Origin of the sequence: Sphingobium sp. B11D3D (assembly GCF_025961755.1) — a bacterium.
In the GTDB taxonomy this organism is placed as follows: domain Bacteria; phylum Pseudomonadota; class Alphaproteobacteria; order Sphingomonadales; family Sphingomonadaceae; genus Sphingobium.
In genome coordinates this window covers 3,159,604-3,182,868 of sequence record NZ_JAOQOG010000001.1, presented here as the reverse complement: position 1 = coordinate 3,182,868, position 23,265 = coordinate 3,159,604, and the positions used below count along the sequence as shown (strand labels likewise).

General features: G+C 59.9%; 18 protein-coding genes. 12 read left to right on the top strand and 6 right to left on the bottom strand.

All coding sequences use genetic code 11. From position 1 onward, the window contains the following. Window positions 1-443 precede the first annotated feature (443 nt). Genes M2334_RS15010 through M2334_RS14990 form a run of 5 tightly spaced genes read left to right on the top strand, consistent with a single transcriptional unit; the run spans window position 444 to window position 7,479 of the window. Window positions 444-1,961 (top strand): putative bifunctional diguanylate cyclase/phosphodiesterase, encoded by a 1,518-nt coding sequence (locus tag M2334_RS15010; protein ID WP_264605833.1) that lies wholly within the window; start codon window positions 444-446, stop codon window positions 1,959-1,961. Further along, entirely contained in the window at window positions 1,958-3,967 is a 2,010-nt protein-coding gene (locus M2334_RS15005) for a TonB-dependent receptor plug domain-containing protein (protein WP_264605832.1), read from the top strand. Before M2334_RS15010 ends, M2334_RS15005 begins: the two co-directional genes overlap by 4 nt. A gap of 1 nt (window position 3,968) precedes the next feature. Further along, window positions 3,969-4,484: a YfiR family protein gene (locus tag M2334_RS15000; RefSeq protein ID WP_181560762.1), complete on the top strand. Its 516-nt coding sequence runs from the start codon at window positions 3,969-3,971 to the stop codon at window positions 4,482-4,484. A gap of 6 nt (window positions 4,485-4,490) precedes the next feature. Then, on the top strand, window positions 4,491-6,743 hold the full coding sequence (locus tag M2334_RS14995; protein ID WP_264605831.1) for an ATP-binding protein: 2,253 nt from the start codon (window positions 4,491-4,493) through the stop codon (window positions 6,741-6,743). Then, entirely contained in the window at window positions 6,727-7,479 is a 753-nt protein-coding gene (locus M2334_RS14990) for a response regulator transcription factor (protein WP_264605830.1), read from the top strand. Before M2334_RS14995 ends, M2334_RS14990 begins: the two co-directional genes overlap by 17 nt. A gap of 255 nt (window positions 7,480-7,734) precedes the next feature. Here M2334_RS14990 and M2334_RS14985 read toward each other — a convergent pair whose 3' ends face one another. Together M2334_RS14985 and M2334_RS14980 are read right to left on the bottom strand one after the other, a co-directional pair. After that, entirely contained in the window at window positions 7,735-9,342 is a 1,608-nt protein-coding gene (locus M2334_RS14985) for a DNA polymerase (protein ID WP_264605829.1), read from the bottom strand. Next, window positions 9,335-10,963, bottom strand: coding sequence for an RNA-directed DNA polymerase (locus M2334_RS14980; RefSeq protein ID WP_264605828.1), 1,629 nt, complete (start codon window positions 10,961-10,963; stop codon window positions 9,335-9,337). The genes M2334_RS14985 and M2334_RS14980 overlap by 8 nt, the downstream gene beginning before the upstream one ends. A gap of 466 nt (window positions 10,964-11,429) precedes the next feature. On the opposite strand from M2334_RS14980, the gene M2334_RS14975 reads away from it, so the two are divergent. Continuing rightward, entirely contained in the window at window positions 11,430-11,816 is a 387-nt protein-coding gene (locus tag M2334_RS14975) for a response regulator (RefSeq protein ID WP_264572419.1), read from the top strand. Here the strand turns inward: M2334_RS14975 and M2334_RS14970 are convergent. Together M2334_RS14970 and M2334_RS14965 are read right to left on the bottom strand one after the other, a co-directional pair. After that, on the bottom strand, window positions 11,806-13,263 hold the full coding sequence (locus M2334_RS14970) for a sensor histidine kinase (protein WP_264572418.1): 1,458 nt from the start codon (window positions 13,261-13,263) through the stop codon (window positions 11,806-11,808). The two genes, M2334_RS14975 and M2334_RS14970, sit on opposite strands and share 11 nt — an antisense overlap. Before the next feature lie 157 nt (window positions 13,264-13,420). Next, on the bottom strand, window positions 13,421-13,603 hold the full coding sequence (locus tag M2334_RS14965; protein ID WP_264605827.1) for a CsbD family protein: 183 nt from the start codon (window positions 13,601-13,603) through the stop codon (window positions 13,421-13,423). A 260-nt stretch (window positions 13,604-13,863) separates the two neighbouring features. On the opposite strand from M2334_RS14965, the gene M2334_RS14960 reads away from it, so the two are divergent. The 6 genes from M2334_RS14960 to M2334_RS14935 all read left to right on the top strand — a co-directional run bounded on the left by M2334_RS14960 (window position 13,864) and on the right by M2334_RS14935 (window position 19,585). Continuing rightward, window positions 13,864-15,336 carry an HWE histidine kinase domain-containing protein gene (locus tag M2334_RS14960; RefSeq protein ID WP_264572416.1) on the top strand — a complete coding sequence of 491 codons (1,473 nt, stop codon included), beginning with the start codon at window positions 13,864-13,866 and terminating at the stop codon, window positions 15,334-15,336. A 657-nt stretch (window positions 15,337-15,993) separates the two neighbouring features. Then, window positions 15,994-16,431, top strand: coding sequence for a hypothetical protein (locus tag M2334_RS14955; protein WP_264605826.1), 438 nt, complete (start codon window positions 15,994-15,996; stop codon window positions 16,429-16,431). A 231-nt stretch (window positions 16,432-16,662) separates the two neighbouring features. Continuing rightward, window positions 16,663-17,568, top strand: coding sequence for an ImmA/IrrE family metallo-endopeptidase (locus M2334_RS14950; RefSeq protein ID WP_264605825.1), 906 nt, complete (start codon window positions 16,663-16,665; stop codon window positions 17,566-17,568). After that, window positions 17,522-18,052 (top strand): hypothetical protein, encoded by a 531-nt coding sequence (locus M2334_RS14945; protein WP_264605824.1) that lies wholly within the window; start codon window positions 17,522-17,524, stop codon window positions 18,050-18,052. Before M2334_RS14950 ends, M2334_RS14945 begins: the two co-directional genes overlap by 47 nt. Before the next feature lie 19 nt (window positions 18,053-18,071). Further along, the gene (locus M2334_RS14940; RefSeq protein ID WP_264605823.1) at window positions 18,072-18,365 is read left to right on the top strand and encodes a DUF6378 domain-containing protein; all 294 of its coding nucleotides are present in this window, start codon (window positions 18,072-18,074) and stop codon (window positions 18,363-18,365) included. A gap of 218 nt (window positions 18,366-18,583) precedes the next feature. Continuing rightward, window positions 18,584-19,585 (top strand): hypothetical protein, encoded by a 1,002-nt coding sequence (locus M2334_RS14935; RefSeq protein WP_264605822.1) that lies wholly within the window; start codon window positions 18,584-18,586, stop codon window positions 19,583-19,585. A 16-nt stretch (window positions 19,586-19,601) separates the two neighbouring features. Here the strand turns inward: M2334_RS14935 and M2334_RS14930 are convergent, their stop codons facing one another. Next, window positions 19,602-21,062, bottom strand: coding sequence for an argonaute/piwi family protein (locus M2334_RS14930; protein ID WP_264605821.1), 1,461 nt, complete (start codon window positions 21,060-21,062; stop codon window positions 19,602-19,604). Next, entirely contained in the window at window positions 21,059-22,381 is a 1,323-nt protein-coding gene (locus M2334_RS14925) for a DUF4365 domain-containing protein (RefSeq protein WP_264605820.1), read from the bottom strand. Before M2334_RS14925 ends, M2334_RS14930 begins: the two co-directional genes overlap by 4 nt. Window positions 22,382-23,265 lie beyond the last annotated feature (884 nt).

The following is a 23,265-nucleotide window of genomic DNA, read 5'->3' as shown; positions in this document are numbered from 1 at the left end:
TGTAGATGCTTTCAATATGTTACAAGAAGAAACTTAAATTTCTCGAATAGTTGTGCCAATCATTGTCTTAAGGGGGCGGGAATGAGCCGCTTGCACTCGATGATTGGCAACAGATAGGGCCAGGCCGCTTCTCTCTCCTCGGCGGCTTGCCCTGTTTTGTCACGGCCGACCATCGGTCGCGGTCTCGCTGAGCCGCGCTGGATTGAAAGGCTCGTGCGGATGTTCATCGATCGTTTTCGTGTGGCGCAATCCCTTGTCGTGCCTGCGAAATCCCGCCCCCAAAATCTAACCTCATGCCGGCCGCTGCGACGCGGGGGCAGGGGCCCCATGCGACAGAAGCTGCTTCTCTCCTGCAAGGCAGGCGACTGGTGAAGCACGATCCAATCCCCTCCCATAGCGGCGATAGCCCTTCGGCTTTCACGCCTCGCGCCACAGGGGAGCGTGTGGATGAGACGTGGCTGGATCGCGTCTGCGAGATGATCGAGGCGACCGCGCTTGGGGAGTGGGCCTTTAACCCCGAGACCGATCTCGATGCCGAGCCGGAAAAACTCAGACTTGCCCTCGCGAAACTGATGAGGCGGGTGTCCACATTATTGCGCGCCAGTGAGCGGGCGGCGCTCACCGACCCGGCGACCGCTCTGGACAATAGTGTCGGCTTTCGTCGTCTGGTCGAGGCCGCCATCCACGAAAGCGGTGCGACCAGCCCGGTCGGCGCCATCATTTATCTGGGCCTGGACTCGTTCCGAAAGATCAACGACCGGCTCGATTTGTGGGAAAGCGACCGGCTGCTGCAGGCGATTGCGGGGCGATTGCGGTTGGCCGCGGACTGGTGCCGGGAGTTGCGGCCGACTGGCCCCGCGCCGATCATCGCGCGCCTCGCGGGCGATGAGTTCGGCATCTTCTGCTCGGGCGCGCTGACAGCGGACGATCTGGAGGAACTGGCGACCCGGTGCCTGCGCCTACTGGCAGAACCGTTCGACCTTGATGGCGGGACGCTTCCGGCCACGCTCACCGCGAGCGCTGGCGCCGCGCGGATGCCGCACGACGCCAGGATCTATGAGCGACTGATGGCGAAAGCCGGCATGGCGATGCATCAGGCAAAAGCGCGAGGCGGCAATCAGGTCTGCCTATGCGATCCGCAGATCATCGAACGGGCGCAGGACTGTGCAAGGCTGGAGGCCGAGTTGCGGCTCGCGGCGGACCGGGGCGAGCTGGAATTCGCGTTCCAGCCCAAGCTGCCCACCAGACCCGATGTGCGTCCCTCTGTCGAGGCGCTGGTCCGGTGGCGCCACCCGCAGCGGGGCATGTTATTGCCCGGCAGTTTCCTCCCGCTGGCGGAAGAGGCTGGTTTTCTGGTGCAGATCGGCCGCTGGACTCTTCTGGAAGGGATGCGGGTCGCCGCAGACTGGGCGCGGCAGGACATGCCTTGCCTGCTCTCGCTGAACATCACCGTGCAGGACATCCGCCAGCCGGACTTCGTGGATTTCGTGCGGGCGTCTTTGGCGCAGACCGGCGCATCCGCCGAGCTTCTGGAGTTTGAGGTTACGGAATCGATGCTGATGGAGGACTCGCCCATCTTCGTCGAGCGCTTGCTGGAGGTTCGCTCCTTGGGCATCCGCATTGCGATCGACGACTTCGGCACCGGCTATTCCAACTGGGCCAGAATGCTGCTTCTCCCGATCGACTGCATCAAGATCGACCGTTCGCTGGTGACGGACCTTGCCACGCGCAAGGACTATCAGACGGTCGTGCGCACCTTCGTCAGCCTCGCGGACGGTCTCGGCTTCGAAGTGGTGGCAGAAGGCGTGGAAACGGCGGCCCAGGCCGAGATGCTCAAGGAGATGGGCTGCGATGCGCTGCAAGGCTATGCCATCGCGCGGCCCCTCAATGAAGCGGACGCGCTGGCTTGGCTGCGCTGTCCGCACATGGCCGGTTTGCCCGTCGCCGGGAGCGACCGATGAGCGTCAAGGCCTTCCGGTGGCGGCTGATGGCAGCCGCGGCGCTGGTCGGCGCCTGCCTACCCGGCGTCAGGAGCGCTCACGCTCAGGATCTGAGCACCTATTCGCTCGAAGACCTGCTGACCACCGAATCCACCTCCGTCGCCAAGCGCAGGCAGCGCCTCAGTGACAGCACTGCCGCCGTCACCATCCTGACCCAGGACGATATTTTGCGCTCCGGGGCGCAGAGCATTCCCGAGGTGCTGCGGCTGGTGCCCGGCGTTGAAGTGGGCCAGATCGACAGCGTCTCGACGGCGGTTTCCGTACGCGGCTTCAGCACGCGCTTTGCCAATAATCTGCTCGTGATGATCGATGGCCGCTCGCTCTATGTCTCCAGCCTCTCCGGCGTGCTGTGGGACCAGCAGCTCGTGCCCCTGTCCGACATCGAGAGGATCGAGGTGGTCAGGGGACCGGGCGCCACCCTGTGGGGGTCCAACGCCGTGAACGGCGTCATCAACATCATCACCAAGGACAGCATCCAGACCCAGGGCTGGCAGGCGAATGCGTTCATCTCCGCCGACGGGCGCAACGGCACGGTGCGCTACGGGGGAAGCAAGGACAAGCTCAGCTATCGCGCCTATGTGACCGCGCGCGACATCGATGGGCTCGAGCAGCCGAATGGTGACAGCTGGAACAGCGGCTCGCGCGCCGTGCAGGCTGGCTTCCGCCTGGACGCGGTGCCGGACGAGAATGACACGATCACGCTGCAGGGCGATGTGCAGCATGGCACCTTCGTCGCGGACCTGCTGCAAACGCCGCCGCAGGTCCAGCAGACCGGCATGTACCCGTTCGACGGCAGCTTCTCTGGTATGAATCTGCTCGGGCGCTGGTCACATCGCTGGGACAGCCAGCGCGAGTTCAATCTGCAGGCCTATCATGATTGGGTTCAGCGGCGCGAATTCGGCGTCAACATTTCCCGCACCGTGGATGACCTTGACGCGAGCCTGAGGCTGGGCGGCGACCGGCAGGAACTGGTCCTGGGCCTCAACGTCCGGCGGACGACCGATTCTCTGGGCTCTTCGGACCGCTTCGTCTCCTTCACCGTACCGCGCGAAACCCATCATTGGGTGAGCGGCTTTGCGCAGCAGGATCTCTGGCTGGTGCCGGATCGCCTGCGGCTCTCGGTCGGGACCAAGGCGGAATATAACACGATCAGCGGCTTTGCCCTTCAGCCCAGCGTTCGCCTGCTCGCCAAGCCCACGCCCTCAATGACCATCTGGGCCGCTGCCTCCCGCGCGGTGCGGACGCCGGCACGGTTCGAGGAGGCCGTCCGGGTCAATCTGGGGGTCCCCGCCGGAACGCCGATGAATCCGACCCCGATGCCCATGGTCGCGCGTATCGAAGGTCAGGCCGATCTGGCCGCTGAAAATCTCGACGCCTTTGAGCTGGGGATTCGCGGCAGCCTCTCAAGCTCCTTCACTTATGACATCGCGGCCTATTACAACCGCTATCGCAACCTCATCGGCTACGCCGCGCGCGGCCAGTCCATGGTCTTCTCGCCCACGCCTGTTCTGCTGCTGGATTATCAGAGCGCCAATATCGGCAAGGGGCAGACCTATGGCGTGGAAGCCGCGATCACCTTCAGTCCCGCGCCCAATCTGAAGGTGCAGGCCAATGCCTCGATGCAGCATCTCTCCTTTGAGACGGACAGTCCGACCTCGATCAGCCATGCGCTCCCCGGCCTCTCGCCCAAGTTTCAGGCCGGCATGCGGGTCAGCTACGACGTGGCACCCAATCTGGAAGTCGATGCCTGGCTGCGCCATGTCAGCGCTTTGCCGGCGAGCGATATTCCGGCCTATCAAGACCTCGATCTTCGCATCAACTATGCGCTCATGCCGCGCCTCAATCTGTCGCTGATCGGCCAGAACCTGCTGGCCGACAGGCGGGTCGAGTTCGCGCAGCAGCTCTATCCCGCGCCCCGCAGCTATGTCGGTCGCTCCGTCGCCCTGCGTCTCTCGGTGGATTTTTGAGATGATGCGCCTCGTTCATCTCCTCACGGGCCCCTTCATCGCGCTTCTGGCCTTCTTCGCGGCCTGCGCGCCCGCGCGCGCGGCTGACGAGCAGAGCGAGCTCAAGGCTGCGATCATCTACAACATCATCCGCTTCGTCGACCTGCGCCCGCCGCGTGACCGTGTGGTCCTGTGCGTTTCCAGTGACGAGCCTCTCGCGGGCGCCCTGCAGGTCTATGAAGGCCGCAATGTCGCTGGCGGCCGGCTGGAGGTGCGGATCGTGAAGCGGACGACGTGGAGCGTCGACTGCCGCATCGCCTATGTCGGCCCCGGAACGAGCACTGCGCCGCTCGTCGCCTCGTCCCCGCCACCGCTGCTCATCGGCGAAGGATCGGACTTTCTCGATCGGCAGGGGAGCGTCGCGCTCGTCAATTTCGGCAGGCAGATCGGGTTCGAGGTGAACCTGAAGGCCGGGGCTCGCGGCGGGGCCGTCTTCAGTTCACGCCTCCTCCGCCTCGCACGCGCCGTCAGGGATTGAGGGCGCATGCCATGGTTCTCCCCCTGGAGCTTCCGCCGCGGCCTGATCGCGACGGTGCTCAGCAGTTGCATGGTTGCCCTGCTCCTGAGCTGCGCCGGTCTGGCGGCCTGGCAATATCATGTCCAGAGCGCGGCCAATGCCGAGCGCCAAAGTGAGTTGGGGGAGGTGGTCGCGGCCACGCTGGGGGCGCCGCTCGTCTTCAACGACGTGAAGGCGATCCAAGAAACGCTGGCTTCCATGGCGACCATCAAGACGATCCGCTCCATCGAGGTCTATGACGAGCAGCAGCGCCGGATCGCCGTCCGTGGGCAACCGCCGACGGGAAATCAGGATAAACCTGCCGCTCTCGTCGGATCGAAAGCGGATCAGGCGGGCCTGCAGGTCGTCACGCCGATCATGGTGGCCGGGGACACCGTGGGGTGGCTCAAACTCTCCACCGAAACCGAGACGCTGACCGAAATGATGCTGCGAACTCTGGGCATCGCAAGTGCCTTTGGCTGCATTGCGTTTCTCGTCGCCTGGCTCATCGCCCGCAGGATGCTCATGCTGCTCTTCTTCCCGATGGACCGGATGGTCGAGGCCATGGAGCGCATCCGGCAGACGGCGGACTATTCAGCCCGTATGCCGCAGTCGATCGGAGATGAACTCGGCCGGATCGTGAAGGCATTCAATGGGATGCTGACCGAAATCGAACGCCGCGAGGGCGCGCTGGCGGCGACGCTGACGGATTTGCAGGCAGCGCGCGATCAGGCGCAGGCGGCCAATGTCGCCAAGTCCGAGTTTCTCGCCAGCATGAGCCACGAACTGCGCACGCCCCTCAATGCCATCATCGCCTATGCCGAACTGGTGAAAGAGGAACTGGCCGCGCTCGACGACAAGGAGAATCTTGCCGATGTCACGGTCATCCACCGGTCGGCGCTCCAGTTGCTCACCCTGATCAACGAGGTGCTCGATTTCGCCAAGATCGAAGCGGGCGGGATGACCCTGGATCTCGAGATGATCGATCTGGGCGACATCATGCGCGACGTGCTGGCGACACTCGAGCCGATTGCTTCACGCCGCAATAACAGCGTCGCCTTGCAAATCAACGTTCCGCCCACACCGATGCGGGTCGACCCGCTCAAGATCCGCCAATGCCTGCTCAATCTGGGCGGCAATGCCTGCAAATTCACGGACGAGGGGCATATCGTGCTCAGCGCCTCGCTCAAGGAGGAGGGCGCAGGCACGCTATTGATCCTCAGCGTGGCGGATACCGGCATCGGCATCGATGCCGAGCAGATCGACGGTCTGTTCGAGCCGTTCGTGCAGGGCAGCACCGCCTCCTACCGGGCGGGCGGCACGGGCCTTGGCCTCAGCATCACCTTGCGGTTCGTGGAGTTGATGGGTGGGACCATCAGTGTCTCCAGCGAAAAAGGGCTGGGCACCATCTTCACCGTCGCCATCCCGATCGAGCGGGAGGCGCAGTCGGGCGTCCTGTCTATCGAAGAGATGGCGCCTGCCGGGGTGAAGCCGGATCACATTATCGCCATCGATGATGATCCGGCCTGTCTTGCCATTCTGGATCGCTGGCTCTCCCCGGCCGGATATGATCTGCGGCTGGCCTCCGGCGGCGACGCAGGCCTGCAGATGGTGCGAGAGACCAGCCCGTGTGCCATTCTGCTCGATCTCGTCATGCCGGGCACCGATGGGCGCGCCGTGCTGCGTCAGCTGTCCGAGGACGAAGCGCTGGCGGCGATCCCCTGCTTCATCATCAGCGTCCACGATATGGAAGCCTCCAGCTTTGCCCTGGGTGCGGCTGCCTATCTTCCCAAGCCGCTGCAGCGGGACCGGCTGCTGTCTCTGCTCGGGCTTTATGCGGACGCGCGGCAGCTTGCGGCGCGGGTCTGCGTCTCCGGGTTCGACGGGACGATGAGCGCGAAGCTGGAGCGGAGTTTGAAACAGGCTGGTTTCACTCTCTGCATGGCGGACGACCGGCCCGACCTGGCTGTGGTCGATCTTGCCCAGATCGTCAGCGACCATGTTCATCGCGGGACGCGCGCGCGACGGGCCAGTGCGGTGCTGGTGATGGGTGAGCGCCGGCCCGAAGACGACGTTTTGCGCCGGCTGGGCGGGGATGCGTTTCTCGATCCGAGAAGCTTCGCGCCGGAAGCCCTCGTTAAGGCTGCCGTGAAGCTGGTCAAAGACCAGCGCGAAGCTCTGGCGCGCGTCCGGACCGATCAACCCTTTGATGATGGAATGCATCATGTCCTACTCGACTAAGATTGATGTGGCGTCGGCCCAGGAGCAGGCGCCGGTCGTACTGGTTATCGACGACGTCGCGGACAATCGCGTGATCGTCTGCCGCCACCTGGCGCGCATGGGCTACATGCCGGAATCGGCAGACAGTGCCCGCAGCGGCCTGGCCGCCATCTACGCCTCCCGGCCCGACATCGTGCTGCTGGATTATATGATGCCGGATCTGACCGGCCTCGCTGTCCTGCGCGAATTGCGGTCCAATCCCCATTATGCCGACTTGCCGGTCATCATGCTGACGGCGCGGACCGAAGCGACGACGATCGTCGATGTTCTGGAAGCTGGCGCCAATGATTATGTGCCAAAGCCCATCGACTTCATCGCCCTCAAGGCGCGGATCGAAAAGCAGTTGCAGGCATCCCGCGCGACCCGGGCCGTGCGCAGTGAATATGCGTCAATGGACCGGCGCCAGTCCACCGGCGCGCTGGAACGGCGCGAGCTGAAAGATCGGCTCACGCGCGAGATCGCGCAGCGGATGCGACTGGAAGAACGGCTCTCGGCGCTCGGCGCCCAGGCCGCAACCGTGGACGGGCAATGTGTCGACCGCGCCAAGATCGCCCAGTCGCTCAAGCGCGTCGAACATCTGCTCAGCCGCCTGGCCTCTCATGATGGCCCCGCCAATCCCGCGGTGCTGATGGAGGCCGTGGTGCTGCTCCGCAAGGCGCTGGAAGAGCTGCATGTGGAGGTGTCCTGGCACGGATGAGTGCCACTGCTTGCCACGAAAGCGGACCTTCGTTTGTCTCTCTGGGAAGGGCAGTCTTTGGGACAAAACTGCCGTTCCAGAGCATTAGGTCGAACGGCACCCCTTGTCAGAAGCGGACGTTCAGGCCTCGCCCGACAAGCGTCGCGGCACGACCGAAGCTAAGCCGCTAACGGTCATGCAGGCTTTGGGCGAATGAACTGCCAGAACGGCCACTGTAGCCTGCGCGGCCAAGCTTGCGGGCTTGTCAAAGGGGGATCACTCGTTAAATGCGCCTGCCTTGATCCTAGCCCTGACGCCGGGCACCCGATGCGAGAAGCGCTCAACCATGATCTCACTCGCACGTTGAGCGCGGCCGTCGAAACGCTCGTCGTCAGGAAATTGGAGCAACACCGCATCATGCACGGGTAGGATTACCGGCTCGGCGCCGAACTCTGCGATGATACCGTTGAGAGCTTCTTTGAAGATGAGCGATGCGGTGGACTGGACAGGCTGGTTCAGAGCCCAGCGTTGCTCCTTCAATGACAGATGCTCGCCCGTCGTTGTGCGCAGGCGCCGATTGCCAAACAGGCTCGCGACATGACCGTCTGCTCGTAACGCGTCCTGCTGGCTGATGCGAAAGCAAGCAAGGTGCGGAAAGGCTTCAAAAAACGTAGCGATCTTTGCGGCATAAGCTTCCCGCTCGTTTGCTGCCGCTTCGCCCGCGAGCATGATCGCAATCCGATCCGGAGTCATGCCATAGGAGAAGGCGAGGAAGACTCTTTTTGCAACAGGACGCTGCGCGCCGTCGCCGAACAGCACCTCGGCGAGTGCGGTATATAGGTCACCGTCATTATAGGCCGCGATGAGCTTGGCGTCGCCGGACAGGCCGGCGAGCACCCCGGGCTCGAACTGGGCATAATCAAGATAGATTAGGCGATGATGCGGCTCCGCCGCGACCAATGACCGATATGCGCGACGGAGCTGCTGGAGATAGGGATCGGAGACTAGAATACGGCCGCTAACTGTGCCCATCACATGGAAGATCGGAAAGAGGCGATCGGACCCACCGAGAGCGCGGCGGACGATGCTTGAATCACGTCCCGCCTTCATCAAGGATACGAATGCCTCAGCAAAAGGCGATGCGGTCGCGGCCATTTCGAACGCGCTCTGCAGCTGCCCCCCTGGATCAAGATCCATCAAGTAGGCCACGTCGGTATTGTTCAGGTGCGGCTGAATGTTCCAGTAATTTAAGCCGGTCGGGCTCTTGTTGAGATGCTCCGCGACCCGCCGATAGGCGGCGTATTTTTCCGCTGAGATACGTTCAAGGAGCGCTGACGCGCCAGCGGCATCGACCCGGACGCCGCGGAACTGGCGATACGCGAAGGCACTTTGCAACGGCCACTCGACCGTGGTCAGCCGGTCATATTCTCCTTGATGCCTCAGCCGGGACGCTAAACTCTCCCAGAGGGCAGCGAGGGCTTCCCCCGCTGCTTCGAGTAGTCGCGACAGCTCATCCGGATCGGGGCGGCTCACTCGCGATAACGCAAGGCGCTCGAACAGGTCGGCGTCAATCTTGTCGGCAAAACGGCGTTTTAATACCGGCCAGATATTCCAAAGCTTCTCACCGCCCTCGTCCTTAGGCCGACCGACGAGCAGTCGTAAGGCGTCGCCGATATCCAGAATGTGGATTGGCGGAGGGTGTTTCAGGCGGCGTAGGTCGTCGATCAACGCGGGCATCTCATAGGTGAGCAACGGCGTCGGGAAGTCGCTTAGTTCGCGCGCGTTGACATGTAGGCGCTCGCCCGACGGTTTTCGGATGAGGAAGCGGGACGTCTGAACCGCGAACGGGTCCGGTACATAGGCCAGTATTGAGACGTCAGTCATAGTCGCGCTCGGTGTCGAGGACACGGGTAATCGAGATCGGCAGCGGCGGCGCGACATAGATGCCTTGGCGGTTGAGACCTTTGTAGACGTTCTTCAAATCGCTGCGCAGGTTTGGGCGAACATGGTCGCGAATATGCGGTTTGAAATGGAGTTCTTGTATCGCCAGTAGCGCTGCGCGCTGCCCCATGAAGGACTCAAGAGCACCAAACCCCTGCGCGATCGCGATGCGATCATCCTTGCTGCCGAAGGCGCCCGCGTAAAGGGTCGCACCGCACCGAGTCGCGCAGTCGGGCTGATCGCGAACGATCGTCATCGCATAAGCGACAAGCGCAGGCCGGTTGAACTTCTTCTGGACGAGCAGCGCCCACAGCCGATAATTTTGCCAATTGTAATAATTACGCCCGCCATCCTGGAGAAGCTGCGCGACCCGGTCGAGATCGTCATCTGTTGTCGGAACGGCGCGCAGGTACCGCACCAACTCGTCGGTCGAAGCCGGACTCGCGGAGAGCGCATCGATGACAAGGGGCGTGATCGGCGCGAAATAGGCCTCTGGCACTTCAAATTCGGGACAGCTCGCAAGCGCTTCAAGTCGACGAATGCAATACCGGAAGGCGCGACTACCGACCTCTCCCCCGCGCAACAGACGTTGCGACAGGTCGCTCAGCAGCGGAAAGGAACGGCCAATCGACCGGAGTGACCGCGTTTGCCAGATCGAGTCGATCTGCTGCATTTCAGCCTCGCCTGCGTCGAGGCATCTCGAAATTTCTTCGGACCTTGCCACCGGCACTATCGAAGTCTTCCCTGAATTAACCGAAAGACCTCGGTGACGCAGCTCGAGGCTCAGGGCTTTAAGCGCCTTCCGGGCATGATGCTCGCTGTCGCAGGCGATTTTGATATCGTCCATATAGCGAAAATAGCGATAGCCTTGGGCGATCATAGCGCGGTCAACCGGCAACATGTAGATGTTGGCTAGGAACGAAGACGCATCGCGGTTTTGCGGCAAGCCAGCTCGCTCGGAATAGCACCAGCTCTTCAGGCATTCGAACAGCGTGGCGATGTGGGTGCGAACGATAGACTTTTCGGCAGCATCGGTGGCAAGCTCGGGCAGCAGTTCAATAAGCGTTTCGCGCAATTTTTCGAGATCGATATTCTCGAAGTAATTTGTGAGATCGGTCGAGAGCAGAACCTGAGCACCAGTCAGACCGTCGCGCACCACACCGGTGAAGTCCTGCCAAGCGGGGATAGCACGCCGAAAGAGATACCTCCCATCTTGGTTTTCGGCGGCGCGATGACTGAAAACGCTCCAAGGTATAAGGGGGTCGTAAAGGGGTACCAGTCGCGCGGCCAGCGCCTGATAAAGAGCACGTTCTGCGAGACTGATCTCTAGGCCGTAGCGCAGCGTGAAGTTGCTTTTGGGAATGTTAAAAAGCGTGCGCTTCTCGGGCTTGAACGTTCCCTCGTTGCGCTGAAAGTTATCGACGAGGACGGCTTCGACATGGTCGATGTCGAGCATATCGTCAAATCGTCTGGGATCAGGGAACCAGTCGTCCAAAAGGTCTCGGCGCAATTGACGCTTGATGACCTTTTCGTCGAACTCGATGGGTCCCAACAAGACCGCCACCAATACCCCTCATATCCCCCTGCGAAGGCTGAGGATTAGCCTCTTCGTGCGTTGTATCCAAGAGGCGAGTGCCGCTCGCCCAGCGAGACTACTCGGGTCATTCCGCGATCATCCTCGCTAGGTTCTAATTCTAGACGCTTAGGCTGAAAGGGGCCGACTCGGGTCGGGCAGTCTTACGTTCGGTTTTCCCTGCCGCCAACAAGACCGGATTAACGTATGGCTGCTTTTGAGATCAGCAACTTCGTAATTGAACGACCACAATTGAGGCGGATAGCCGACCGGCCGGTGTGCGGAACCCAATTGGCGGGTTTCAGCAAAAGCCGACACCCACACCCACGACGCTGAGTGGCTTGAGTTGGTCGTCATCGGCGAACCGTGCTGTCGTCTCGGCCGGTGTCGACTCGCTGCATGATCTGGAACGATGTGCTCTGTGCAACATTTAGTGCCCGGTAACAGGGCGAAACCAATGACATCCGTGCTTATTGTGGAAGACGAGATTTTCATCGCGATGGAGATCGAGCGAATTCTAGAGGAAGCCGGATACAATGTCGTTGCCATAGCGGCTGACCACGCGGAGGCGTTGTCGGTGGGACCAACCGCCCAACTGGCCTTTGTTGATCTCAATCTGCGTGACGGCCCGACGGGGCCGCAGATCGCGCACGAACTCGCATCTCGTCACGGCATTCGGGTCGTCTATGTCACAGCCAATCCATCTCAGATTGGCGAGCCGGCGCCGGAGGCCATCGGCTGTATCCGTAAGCCTTTTACGCCGGATGCCATATTGGCTGCCGCGGCCCAAGCGATCTCGGGCGGCGTACTTGCCTCCGGCCATGAGGCTATTCTCAGGCTCTGAGAGCGGACACTGGCGCGCGATGTAGCGATGAACACGGTACTGTCAGCTCGAGTCGCAGTCCGTTGGAGTTCCAGTCACGTTCGATTTTACCGCTCAATTGCCGGATCGCGCTGAGTTCGATCAACTGTGTCCCGAACCCGGAATTTGCGGGCTGGGAAATAGCCGGTCCACCGACTTCATGCCATTCCAGTCTCACCGACTTGTTATCCGATTCGCTCCGGAGATGCACTGTACCTTCAGGCACCGACAGCGAGCCATATTTGGCGGCGTTGGTCGCCAGTTCATGAAAGACCAGTGCGAGCGGCGTCGCTGATCGGTCATCGATAGTGACATCCTCACCCTCGATATGTACCCGCTCGACATAGACGCCCAAAAGCTCGCGCAGCATGCCAAGAAGACTGTTTTGCCCTGTTTCGGGCCGCGACGCCTCGCTGTGAGGCCGCACGAAGTCGTGGGCGCGGCCAAGCGCCATGATGCGATCGCGCAGGTCGTTTGCCACGTCCCGAGCCTCGGGGTGGTGCCGCGTGGAAAAGCTGATCAGACCGGTGATTACCGAGAATATATTTTTGATCCGGTGGCTGAGTTCCTGCGCCACCACCTCGCGCTGTGCCTGAATCATCTTCTGGTCGTGGATATCCGTACAGGTACCAAACCACCGCGTGATTGTCCCGCTGTTATCGCGAATGGGAAGTGCCCGACCGAGCGTCCATCGGTACTCGCCATGTGCGTTCCGAAGGCGGTACTCGATTTCATAGGGATCGCCGCTCTCCAGCGAATGTCGCCAGACCGACCATGCTCGCTCTTGGTCATCGGGATGGAACATGCCGTTCCAGCCTTCACCGTCCGTGGAGCCGGGTTCGACGCCGGTAAATTCGTACCAACGCGCATTGTAATAGTCGTGGAAGCCGTCAGGCCTCGTTGACCAGACCATCTGCGGCATCGTATCGGCGAGCACCCGAAACTTGGCTTCGCGCTCATGCAGCTCTCGATCGCTACGACGGCTCGAGCGTCGTGATATGAGAAACAGCATGATGTTTGCCGCGAGGACCTTGAGGCCTTGCCGTTGCGTCACAGTGAGGCCCGAGCGCGGTTCACTGTCAATGACGCAAAGCGCGCCCAGACGGATGCCGTCGTCAGACACCAGCGGGGCGCCAGCGTAGAAGCGAATATGAGGTTCGCCGGTAACCAGCGGATTGCCTCTAAAGCGAGGATCCCGCTGCGCATCGGGAACGACCATGATGTCTTCGCCAAGCATCGCATGGGCACAGAAAGATTGCTCGCGCGGCGTTTCTCGTGCGTTGAGACCAGTGCGGGCGGGAAACCATTGCCGCGTAGCCTCTACAAAGCTGACCAGTGCTATCGGGGCGTCACACAATTTTGAGGCAAAGTCCGCGATCGCCTTGAGCGTGGCGTCATTCTCCAGCGCGGGTAGATCAAAGCTCTTCATCTTGGCGGCGCCCTATCGTTTGTTTCAAGTGCTTTGGCCCGCTGTCGCTCCGGCGTACACCGAAGCACGGAAATTGCTGATTTCGGAAAGGAGGCGGGGAAAATATGTTCGAGAGCAGTCGCGGGACCGCTGTCTCTGCAGCGATCCCATCAACAGTTCAAATCTTGTCGCCGAGCGCGCCTTTGACGCTGCCCTTCACATCCTGACCCGTGCCTTTCAGCTTTTGCGCTTCGCCCTCGGCGACCAGCTTCTCATCATCGGTCGCCTTGCCGATCGCTTCCTTCGCACTGCCAACAGCCTTATTGCCTGCAGCGTTCAATTTATCGGTGAGCTCGCCCATCTTCAGTTCCTTCGTTTTGACACAGCTAGACGCGGTGCCACCAAAACCCGGACGGACGGACGTGGGTTCCCAGAGAGCAAGCGTTAACCGTCGAGAGCGATGGGCGGGAGGGGCGGACGCACGGCCTTTAGCGCTTGAATAGTACCCTTTCCCGCATCTCGATTAAGTCAGCTCAGCCATCCCGTCCCCAGTGCAAATGTAGTGGCGTTCACACTTCGTTCTATCTATATGGCAGCGAAAGACTTTGAGCGGAATAGCGCGTGACAGATGCCAACGAAGACGCTCGCATTCTTGCAGAGCTTACCCGAGCGGGGAGCGGCCCTGATCCTTTCGCATCCGCCGTCCGCGCGACGCGGATGCCGATGCTGATCACCGATCCCAACCAACCCGACAACCCCATCGTGTTCGTCAATGATGCCTTCTCGCGGCTGACCGGGTATGCCCGGCATGAAATTTTGGGGCGCAATTGTCGTTTTTTGCAGGGGCCGGAGACAGATCGTGATGAGGTTGCGCGGCTGCGCGAAGCGATCTCCGCGAAAACGCCAATTGAGTTGGACCTGCTCAATTACAAAAAGGACAGCGCGACATTCTGGAATCGTGTGCTGGTGTCGCCTGTTTTCGATGGCGATGGCACGCTGTCCTACTTCTTTGCCTCCCAGTTTGACGTCACGCTCGAGCGTGAGCGTTTGGTCCGGTTGGAGCAAGAGCGCTTCGATCTGGAATCCGAGGTTGCCCGGCGTGACGCCGAACTGATCGCTAGCGAGCAGCGACTTCGCTTTGCCTTGAAGGCAGGGCAGATGGGGTCATGGAGCCTCGACATCCAGTCTCAGCGCATGATCGCGTCTGAAGGATGCAAGGAGAATTTCGGCAGGCCCATCAGCGAGCCTTTTTCCTATGAAGACCTAATGGCGGCTGTCCACCCTGATGACAGGACAATGAGGGATGAGGCGGTGGCGGCTGCGATAGCCAGTGGTTCGTTGCTCGATGTTGAGTATCGACTTCTCACCCCAGGCGGCGAGGAGCGCTGGGTCCAGGTTCGAGGACAGGCAAACTACCGTGCTGACGGCACGCCACTTGCGATGATCGGCGTGTCGCAGGACATCACCGGCCGGAAGCGTGCCGAGGAGCATCGAGCACTTCTTGCCGGCGAATTGAGCCACCGCGTGAAGAACAGCCTTGCTATGATCCAGGCTGTCATTTCGCAGACCCTGCGTCGAGCAAGCTCGCTTGAGGAAGCCGGTGAGACGCTGCAGGCCCGCGTGTTAGCCATGGCTGCCGCAAATGATATACTGGTTCAACAAAGCTGGAAAAGCGCTTCACTGCGCGAGCTTCTTCAGCGCACCTTGGCCCCGTTTGGTGCGAAGGACGGAGCGCAGTTTCATCTTGCTGGGCCCGACGTTCAAATTCCCCCCCGCATCGCGACGTCACTCGCGCTTGGCATGCACGAGATGGCAACCAACGCCTCGAAATACGGCGCGCTGTCAGTCGATTCCGGTGAAGTACGGATTGTGTGGGAGATTGACAGCAGTTCCGGGGCCAGGCGCTTGCTCCTGCGCTGGTCCGAGAGTGGCGGTCCAACCGTATCGGCGCCTGATCGGACTGGGTTTGGGACCACCTTGATCGAACGCGTTCTGGCGCGCGATACGGGTGGTGCAGCCAAAATCGATTATGCCGCTGAGGGGGTTATCCTTGCCATCGAAATCCCCTTGTTTGATGACGCCTTGGAGATTTGATGAGAGGGCCGCACCATGGTCTTCGCGCGCTTCTCTAGCCTTGCGGATGTAATGACTTACCAGCGGGATCGTCGCCATTGGCGAGCCTCGATCAGAGGGTATGCAGCGTCCGCGACTGTCAAAACTGCTAACGGCAAATTTCGGCTTAAAGAGACATTCCCAGCGACCAATCAAAATGTCGTTGTTTGGTCGGCAGCCGCCCACAAGTCGGTCATTCACGGTCAAGGTGACGCCGCCCGAAAGCGGCCATTCGTTCACTCTGCAGTCTATCGCATCACGTGGGGCAATCCGGTTGTTCATTTTGAAGTTCGGTCGACCGTTCTCAGACATTCTAGCCGGGAGCGGTCGGCGCTCACGACATGATGGGAGTTCCACTCAGCTCGACTCCGAACAGGAGCAAATTTGCCATCGCTTGATACGCAGCGGTACGCGTGTCATTGGTGGTTCTCTGGAGATTTTCTTCGAGTGCGATCCATTTTTTGCGTGCGAGATAGTCGGTCAGGGGGGAGGCAAGTAATGAAAGGGTATATCTACATCAGCAGTCCTAATGCGGACCCCGACCGTAATCGAAATCTGAACGACCCTATCTTTAGACGAACCCCGACCCTCGGTGGCTGCATGCCCCCTATCCGACGCTTGGTCCGGCCAGGGGATCATGTGTTTGTGATTAGCGGCGCGACGAAAGGAGTTCAGCAGTATGTGGTTGGCGGTTTCGAAGTGGCGGAGAAAATCGACGCTCTGGCCGCATATAACCGGTTCCCGGAGAACCGGCTCCAACTGAATGCTGAAGGAAAAGTCGTCGGCAATGTCCTAGTCGATAGCACCGGGAAGCAGCATCCTCTCGACACCCACAGTCCGACCAATTTCGCCAGTCGTATAGAAAATTATTTGGTCGGAGTTAATCCAGTGGCGCTTGAGACGCCGGCGGAGGTGGCGCGCGGCCGAAGCGAAACTTTGGACCGGCTGTCTTCGATTTTAGAGAAGCGACGCGCCAACCGCGTTATCGATGTGATGGGTCGTTGGGCCCGTCTAGACCAGGTTCAGATCGAGAAGACTCTGGACTGGCTGCAGGGAATCAAGCAACAATCAGCTTAAATGGCAAACGTCGCAGCCACCCTTCGGGCGCTTTCGCTCAAACCCGGCGAGATCGCTTCGCGGACACGCTTAGCAACGGAGCGCGTGAGAGAAATTCTCGATGGCGCGCCGGTAACAGCATCGGAACTTCGTGCTTTAGCGCGTGGACTGAAGCTATCCATGCGCGCGTTTACATCCGTGGGATCGCCTGCAAACAGCTCCGGACTTGGAGCTCTCTTCCGGGCGCCAGGAGTGGCTGACTCAGAGCGCGAACCGACGCTCGATCGACTGGCGGGCTTTGTGGAAGCGGCGCTAAAGGTCCTTCCTGTTCGTGGACGTCTTCCCGATTGGCTCGACCAATTTGGCCTGCAGGGGCCGGAAACTTATGATGAGGCCGAACGGCTAGCAGCGGATCTGCGTACTGTCCTCTACCCGGGCGAAGTTGATAGCCCAGCCGTTGACCTCCCGCAGCGCCTGCGCGCGCTTGACGGGCTGATCGTTAGCCAGCTTAAGAATTCGAAGTTTGAAGGCGCCTCTGTGGCTGCGGGCGGTTATCTATTTGTGTTCGTTTCACCGCGCTTTCCCGCGCGCATGCTGTTCACCCTTGGACACGAGCTGGGTCACGTCGTGGCTCATCATTCAGTGCAGTCTGCGCACCTCGATCTCGCGTCCCACATCGGGAGCTTTCGCAACAGGGTTGAAGGCTTTGCCGATGCGTTCTCCTCAGCCTTCCTTCTCCCGCCACAAGCGGTTGGTGGGTCGTTGCAGGCAATTCGTCAATTCATCGGCGCATCTGGCAACGAGATCGGCGATGTGGAAATCCTGATCCTCGCCCGTCTGCATGGCGTTTCGTTCGACGTCGCTGCACGACGTTGTGAAAATCTCGACCTTTTGCCCCCCGGTGGGGCCGCCTCCCTCGCGCAGTATATCCGTGAGCATTACAAAAGTCCGGAGAAGCGAGCTGAAGCATTGAATCTGCCGCCTAGGGAGCAGATTCACTTCGATCTCGTGTCTCCGCTTCTTATGAAGTTCGTCCATGAGAGCGTAGCTCGCGGAGAGACTTCGCCGTCGTGGATCGCCGATCGCTTCGGTACGACGATTGAAAGCATTTATGAAACCCACGCATCGACGGGTGGGCGCCGTGCGACTACTCATTGATGCCTGCGCAGCGATAAACCTTTTCAATTGTGGGAAGCTTGCGGTTGTCTGCGAGCTTCCAGACACCGAGGTCGCTCTGTCTCCCATAGTGGTCTCGGAATGCGGCCTAGATTGCGCAGCCGAGATCATTTCGTTGCAAGCCGCTGGACTCATCCATTTCGTGCCGGACGATGAGATTTCGCCAGATCGTTTCTTAGAGCTTGTCACCGATCACGACATTGGCGACGGCGAACTCGAATCCATCTCCGTTTGTGAGGCAACGGATCGCGCGTTTTGTACAGATGATGCTGCAGCGAGACGGCTCGCCAATAACCTGCTCGGTGACGCCAGAGTCATGGGCAGTCTTCGCCTCCTGAAGTTTTCGGTGGAAGCGTCTTTGCTGGTGTGCACGGATGCTTTCGCGGGCTACAGAAAAATGCGGGAGTGCGGTGGCTTTCTACCCGACGTGCCGAGTGATTTCTTCTGTATTGGCGAAGCAGCGTGATTGATGCGGGGAGGATGTGATGAGCGAAGGGCGACTTCCGAACAGCTTGCTCGAGCAGTTCGATACCGCTTATGCGACTGTAACACTTGATCGACGCGACATTTACGGCGCACCTGAAGAGACATATCGTCGCATTGCAGCATTGCGGTCTGTGGTGGACGAGTGCCGAGACCCGCAGATTCGCGAAATCTTAGGCATGGTCGTCACTAAGGTTGCGCGTTTGGTACAAACGCCAGACCATCTTGATTCTTGGGTAGATGTTGCTGGCTATGCGCGTTGCGGTGTGATGTTGCTGAACGATCGGTCTCTGTAAAGCAGCATGCTCCACCTGGACCTCCAGGCTCGTTCATTCGCAGGGGCTCTATAGTCGATGTGCGCCGTTCGAACCGCAAGCCATACCGTGAGGATGCATTGATAATCGAACGAAAGATCTGTGCTGCGTCGGGGCGCGTAGAGCTTTGGTGGGCCAAAACGGGGGCCGAGAAGGAGCGGACACTCATCAGCAAGATTGCGGATGAGCGGCCGTTGGTAATGGCAGATGATAGCGAAATGCAAGAACGCGGCGCCGTCTGTTGGGCGCATGGGCGTACTTTGGGCAACATTGAAGTTCGCTCATCAGAACTTCTCAGTCACTTAACGGCAAAACGCGCCACTAATATTACTATGCCATGCGATTTTGTTTATTCTGGAAAGTACCGACACGGCGCTCATCGGTGGTGGTGCCGTACTCACCAGAGCCATTGGGGGACTAAGTCTGATTTAGCGGCACTGCAGTCGTCAAACGAAATCGTATGTGCCAATCACAGTCAGCTCATGAACTATGAGGTCGACCCTTTTTCAGTATATCTCGATAATTATGCTGAGGCGGGCATTTGGTGTTCTCTGCCTGCGGCCCTTTCGACCTTTGAGATTAAGCCCCGCCCACCAAAGATTCATGTCCACCTGCGCGATACACCTGAATCTTGCAAGTGCGTTGACGCAGACTTTGCAGCGATTTCCGCCGTTTATTCGACGCGACATGGTCTGTTCAGCAACGACGAAATTGTTCGAGTTGATATCACGCCGCCAGCTGCGTTTGATTTTGTCTGCGGTCTAGAAGCGCACCAAAAAATGGGCTGTATAGAATGTTCGTACTGCAAGCATCCTCATCTCGATCTCGGTGAATTTGGCAAGACTCCGCATCGAAAGCACTTCTGCGCGAACTGCGGAAGAGACAGTACTTGGAGCAAGGGTCCAATAATTTCGACGCCTTTACTGCCATTGCATGATCGAACGGTGACACATCTTACCTGTCTTCTGCCCGATCGAAGTTTGAATCTCGACGACTACAAGGGGCACAGCTACACCGTCTGGGCCTCGACCCCTGCGATTGTATGGACCGCCAGTAGGCCGCAGGAATATGGCATCCATGTGCATGTTCACGACGGTAATGAACGCGTTATCGACGACACCTTTGGCGAAGTCATCCTTAACGGAAAGCCGCTGATGCGTGAAGAATTGCTTCAAGCAATGATCGATCGCGCTATCGTATGAGTCACTGGCCGATCGCCTAGATGTAACGGGGATAGTCCGTGCTAACGGCCTGCCCCTCCTTCACATATTTAAGTACCTCCCCGACCATACGCGCGGCACGAATGGGGATCGGCAGCCGCTGGTTCATCTGGGTCGAGTTCCAATTAATCTTGGTGAGAGACAGAACTTCCTCGGCAATTTGCGAGATCGTGCTGTCGCTGCCAGGATAGGGGCAAAGGAGGAGCGGACGTGGATCGTAAAGGCCGGGATAGGTGCCGTAATAGGGCATGCTCCCGTTGGTGTAGAGCAAGCCCTTGCCGCCAAGATCGACGAATGTGCCGCGCAACACGGGATAGTTGCCGTCGCGCAGCACCTTCACCGAATAGGATTCCTGCACCCATACGAGATCGCGCAGCTCGGTGCCGGCGTCGCTGAGCGCTTCATAGATTCCTTCCGCTTCCTCGTGACGGAACCGAGAAGTCTTGAGAACAATGACGCGCGCCGGCAGCGTCTTATGATGGGTGCGATAGGCAGCGAGCACTCGGCCGACGAGTTCTTTGGCGTCGTCGCGGGCCATATAAGGATGCCGCCCCCGGCTCTCGGTGTGGGCGCGATTGCCCTTTAGCACGAAACCGCGCCCGCGTTCGTCGAACATCTGGGCCGAGCTGGTGAAAAGCTGTTGACCACCGACCTCACGGTAGAAGCTGATCCCGATATAACATGAGGTGTATTCGCCTTCCTTGGGAAGTCGACGCCAAGGTATGCGGCCGCTACCCTTGTAATAGAGCGTGGTCAGCAAGTTCCAGCTACGCCCTGCCAAGTCCTGAATCTTGCGCGCGCTTGTTTCCTTGATCTTTCGTGGGATCACGGCATTGTCGTCGAGCACATCCTCCCAGACAATTTGGATTGGGAAATTGAGGCCCATGGCCTTGGCCTTGAGGAGGCCGCGAAAATTCGGAGCGTCAGATCCCGCGCTGTCCTCCTCCTCGGTGGTGCCGTCCGAGTCAACCTTGGCGCTCCAGACTCGCTCGATCAGTCGCACTGGCAGCGCGACCAAAGCGACATGTGGCCGGCTGCTGCTATCATCGAGCATCTGCAGCTGCTCGATGATAGCGTCGACTGCCATCTCGACGGCCTTTTCGTGGTTCGGCTCCTTGGCGATCTTATCGATCTGCGACTGGGATAAAGCGGCGGTTGCGCCCTCATCTATCTCGAAGCGGCAGCGATAGGGATTCTGATTGCTCAGCCCTGGAAAGGCCGGATGGAGGTTGGGATGCTTTTCCGATTTGCCTTCGACACCGGTCGACGCGGTGTCAATGAAGCCCTTCGCATCTTCGACGGTCTTGGCGCTGCCGACCACCGCCACCTTGATGACGTCGCCGACGAAGGTCTGGAGCGGTCCCGCGTCTACGAGACCAAGCCGCGGATCGGGATGATGGTGGCGGTCCCCGAATTCGAGCTCTGGTTCGTCGAAGATCTTGGTCGGGAAAGGCGTCATGCGAACAGCCCTTCCTGCTCGTCGGAGTCCTCTACCTTACGCTTGGGGCTTCCCCAGACGTCCTCGGGCACGCGGGTGCTGAGCTCGATGCTGGGCGGCGCGCCGAAGATCAAGCCGGGTTCGATGATGGGCGCGGCGGTGAAGAGATCGCCTTTCTCCGAGTGCCTGGCGGACAGAAAGCGATGCCACATGATGACCTGGCCGCGCAGTGCGCTGCTGTTGTCGAGGCGTTTTTTGCCGGCAAGGAGGGCGGCGGGATGCGGATGAGGCCGGAACCCGTTAGTCGTGAAATAATAGCTCGGATTGACGACCAGATACCATTGCCCGGCGAGGAGCTCGAAGCGCGGCGAGAAGGCGTGATGGCGCACGAAATCGACCCGGTCTGGATCGGTCTTGCTGCGCACCACGTTGACGACATCTGCGTCAGTCTTCTTCCTCGCTGACTCATAATAGAAAGTGCGTGGAACTCCTTCCTCGAAGGCGCAGAAGTAGAGCAACTTGCGCGTCTTCGACCACCACAGATCGTCGCGAAACTGGTGGCGCAGCGTGTCGCGCAGTAGATGCGAGAAGATGTGCCGCTCGTCCTCGTCGTCGTGAAACGCGAAATGTTCGGTCTCGATGGCCTCGACCTGATCCTCGTCGACGAGCTCGCGGCAGGCCGAGGTGCGGGGGTCATGAAAGGACCAGAAGCGTCCGCCGCGCATAGCCCAATCGAAGCGCGGCGTCTCGTCACCGTCCAGCAGCGTTGCGATCGCCTTGTTCGGGGTGAGCGGCGTGGTCGCAACGAACATCTCGGTGGGCAGTGTGAGCGGAAGGATGTTGACCAGGGCCTCTTCGCCACCGCCCAGCGGCGGCACATAATAGCCGAAGCCGGCCTTTGGGACGGTGAGGTCCGCGAGGCGATCCACCGCCGCGCTATCGAGGCGATCGGCCTGCTTATCGAATTGCAGCCGGCGCTCACCATCGCCGAGGTCGGACGGGATCGCCTTCCAGTAGTAGCTCTCGTCATCCTGCCGGTAGAGCACCAGGATTACGGGTAGGTTCGAGCCCCGCCAGTAAGCGAGATCAGCGCTGCGGATGAGATAATAGAAGCTATCATCGGTTTCTGAGGAATAGCGTCCTCTGGCGGTGCTCTTGACCTGGACGGCGATCATGCGGGCCGTGGGCTGCCCCTGCGCCATGACTTCGGCGATGCCGTCTATACCGGCTTCGAGACGTGAGCGGGCATCGAACTGGAAACCGATGCCAAGAAACTTCAGCCTTACGGCCGCTTCGCCGATTTCGCCTATGAGCTGATTGGACGTGATTGTTTTCGCCATGCCGCCATCTTGGAACAGTCGAATAGGAAGCAGAGCTACCACAGGAGCGGGGGGAACAGATAGTGAAAATCTGGCTTTACCGCTACCCGCGAGCGGTCGGAGCCTGGAGACTAGTCGTGCGTTAGCTTCGCGTTGGAGTCACAATCGCTGCAGCGCGGGATCTGAAGCTGCCGGCCTCTGGTTGGGCGTTCTGGATGCTCAGGCTGGAAGAGCGAAGGGTTGGCATTCAAAAGCAAAAAAAATGATAGCTGAGTGGCGATGCGGGTCGAAAAGCCGCCAACCCCAACTCAGCAACCGACGTCCGCTTTGTCCCAATGAACTGCTTCAAGCGGACAGTCCGGACAGTCCCCAATCGCGGTCATTGTAAGGCATGCGAGCTGACGTCCGCTATTTGGCCGGAACCTGCTATGTGACTGGCGCCCCGCGAATGGCGGGTAAGTCCCAATACCGGCCGGCAGTTTTGATCGGTAGCATCCTGCGGCACCGATCCGCTGTGATAAACGGGTGGCTCTGCCGCAGCTTATCGAGCAAGCTTTCGATCTTCGCGATTTCTGAGCTCGAGCCGGTCGCATCCATCATCCAGTTGCAATGCGGATGGGTCCTGAGATCGTATATGAGGATAAGACCGATGAGCTTGCGCCAGCGTTGACGGGTACCACCATGATCACGGATTAGTCCGGCGATCAAAAGGTCAGCCAACTGAGATCGGTCATGGCGTGCCTATCTCTTGACGGCGCGAGACTCGCAAGCGACGAGTGAGGGCGATGTCCGCGTCCCGGGGGTCCATCATCATTTCGGCATCATGTGCCGACCCTACGCGCATCTTCCGCGAGCCCGCACATTCGACTGGACTTGTTCCTGACACCGAGCATTGGTGCTGGTCG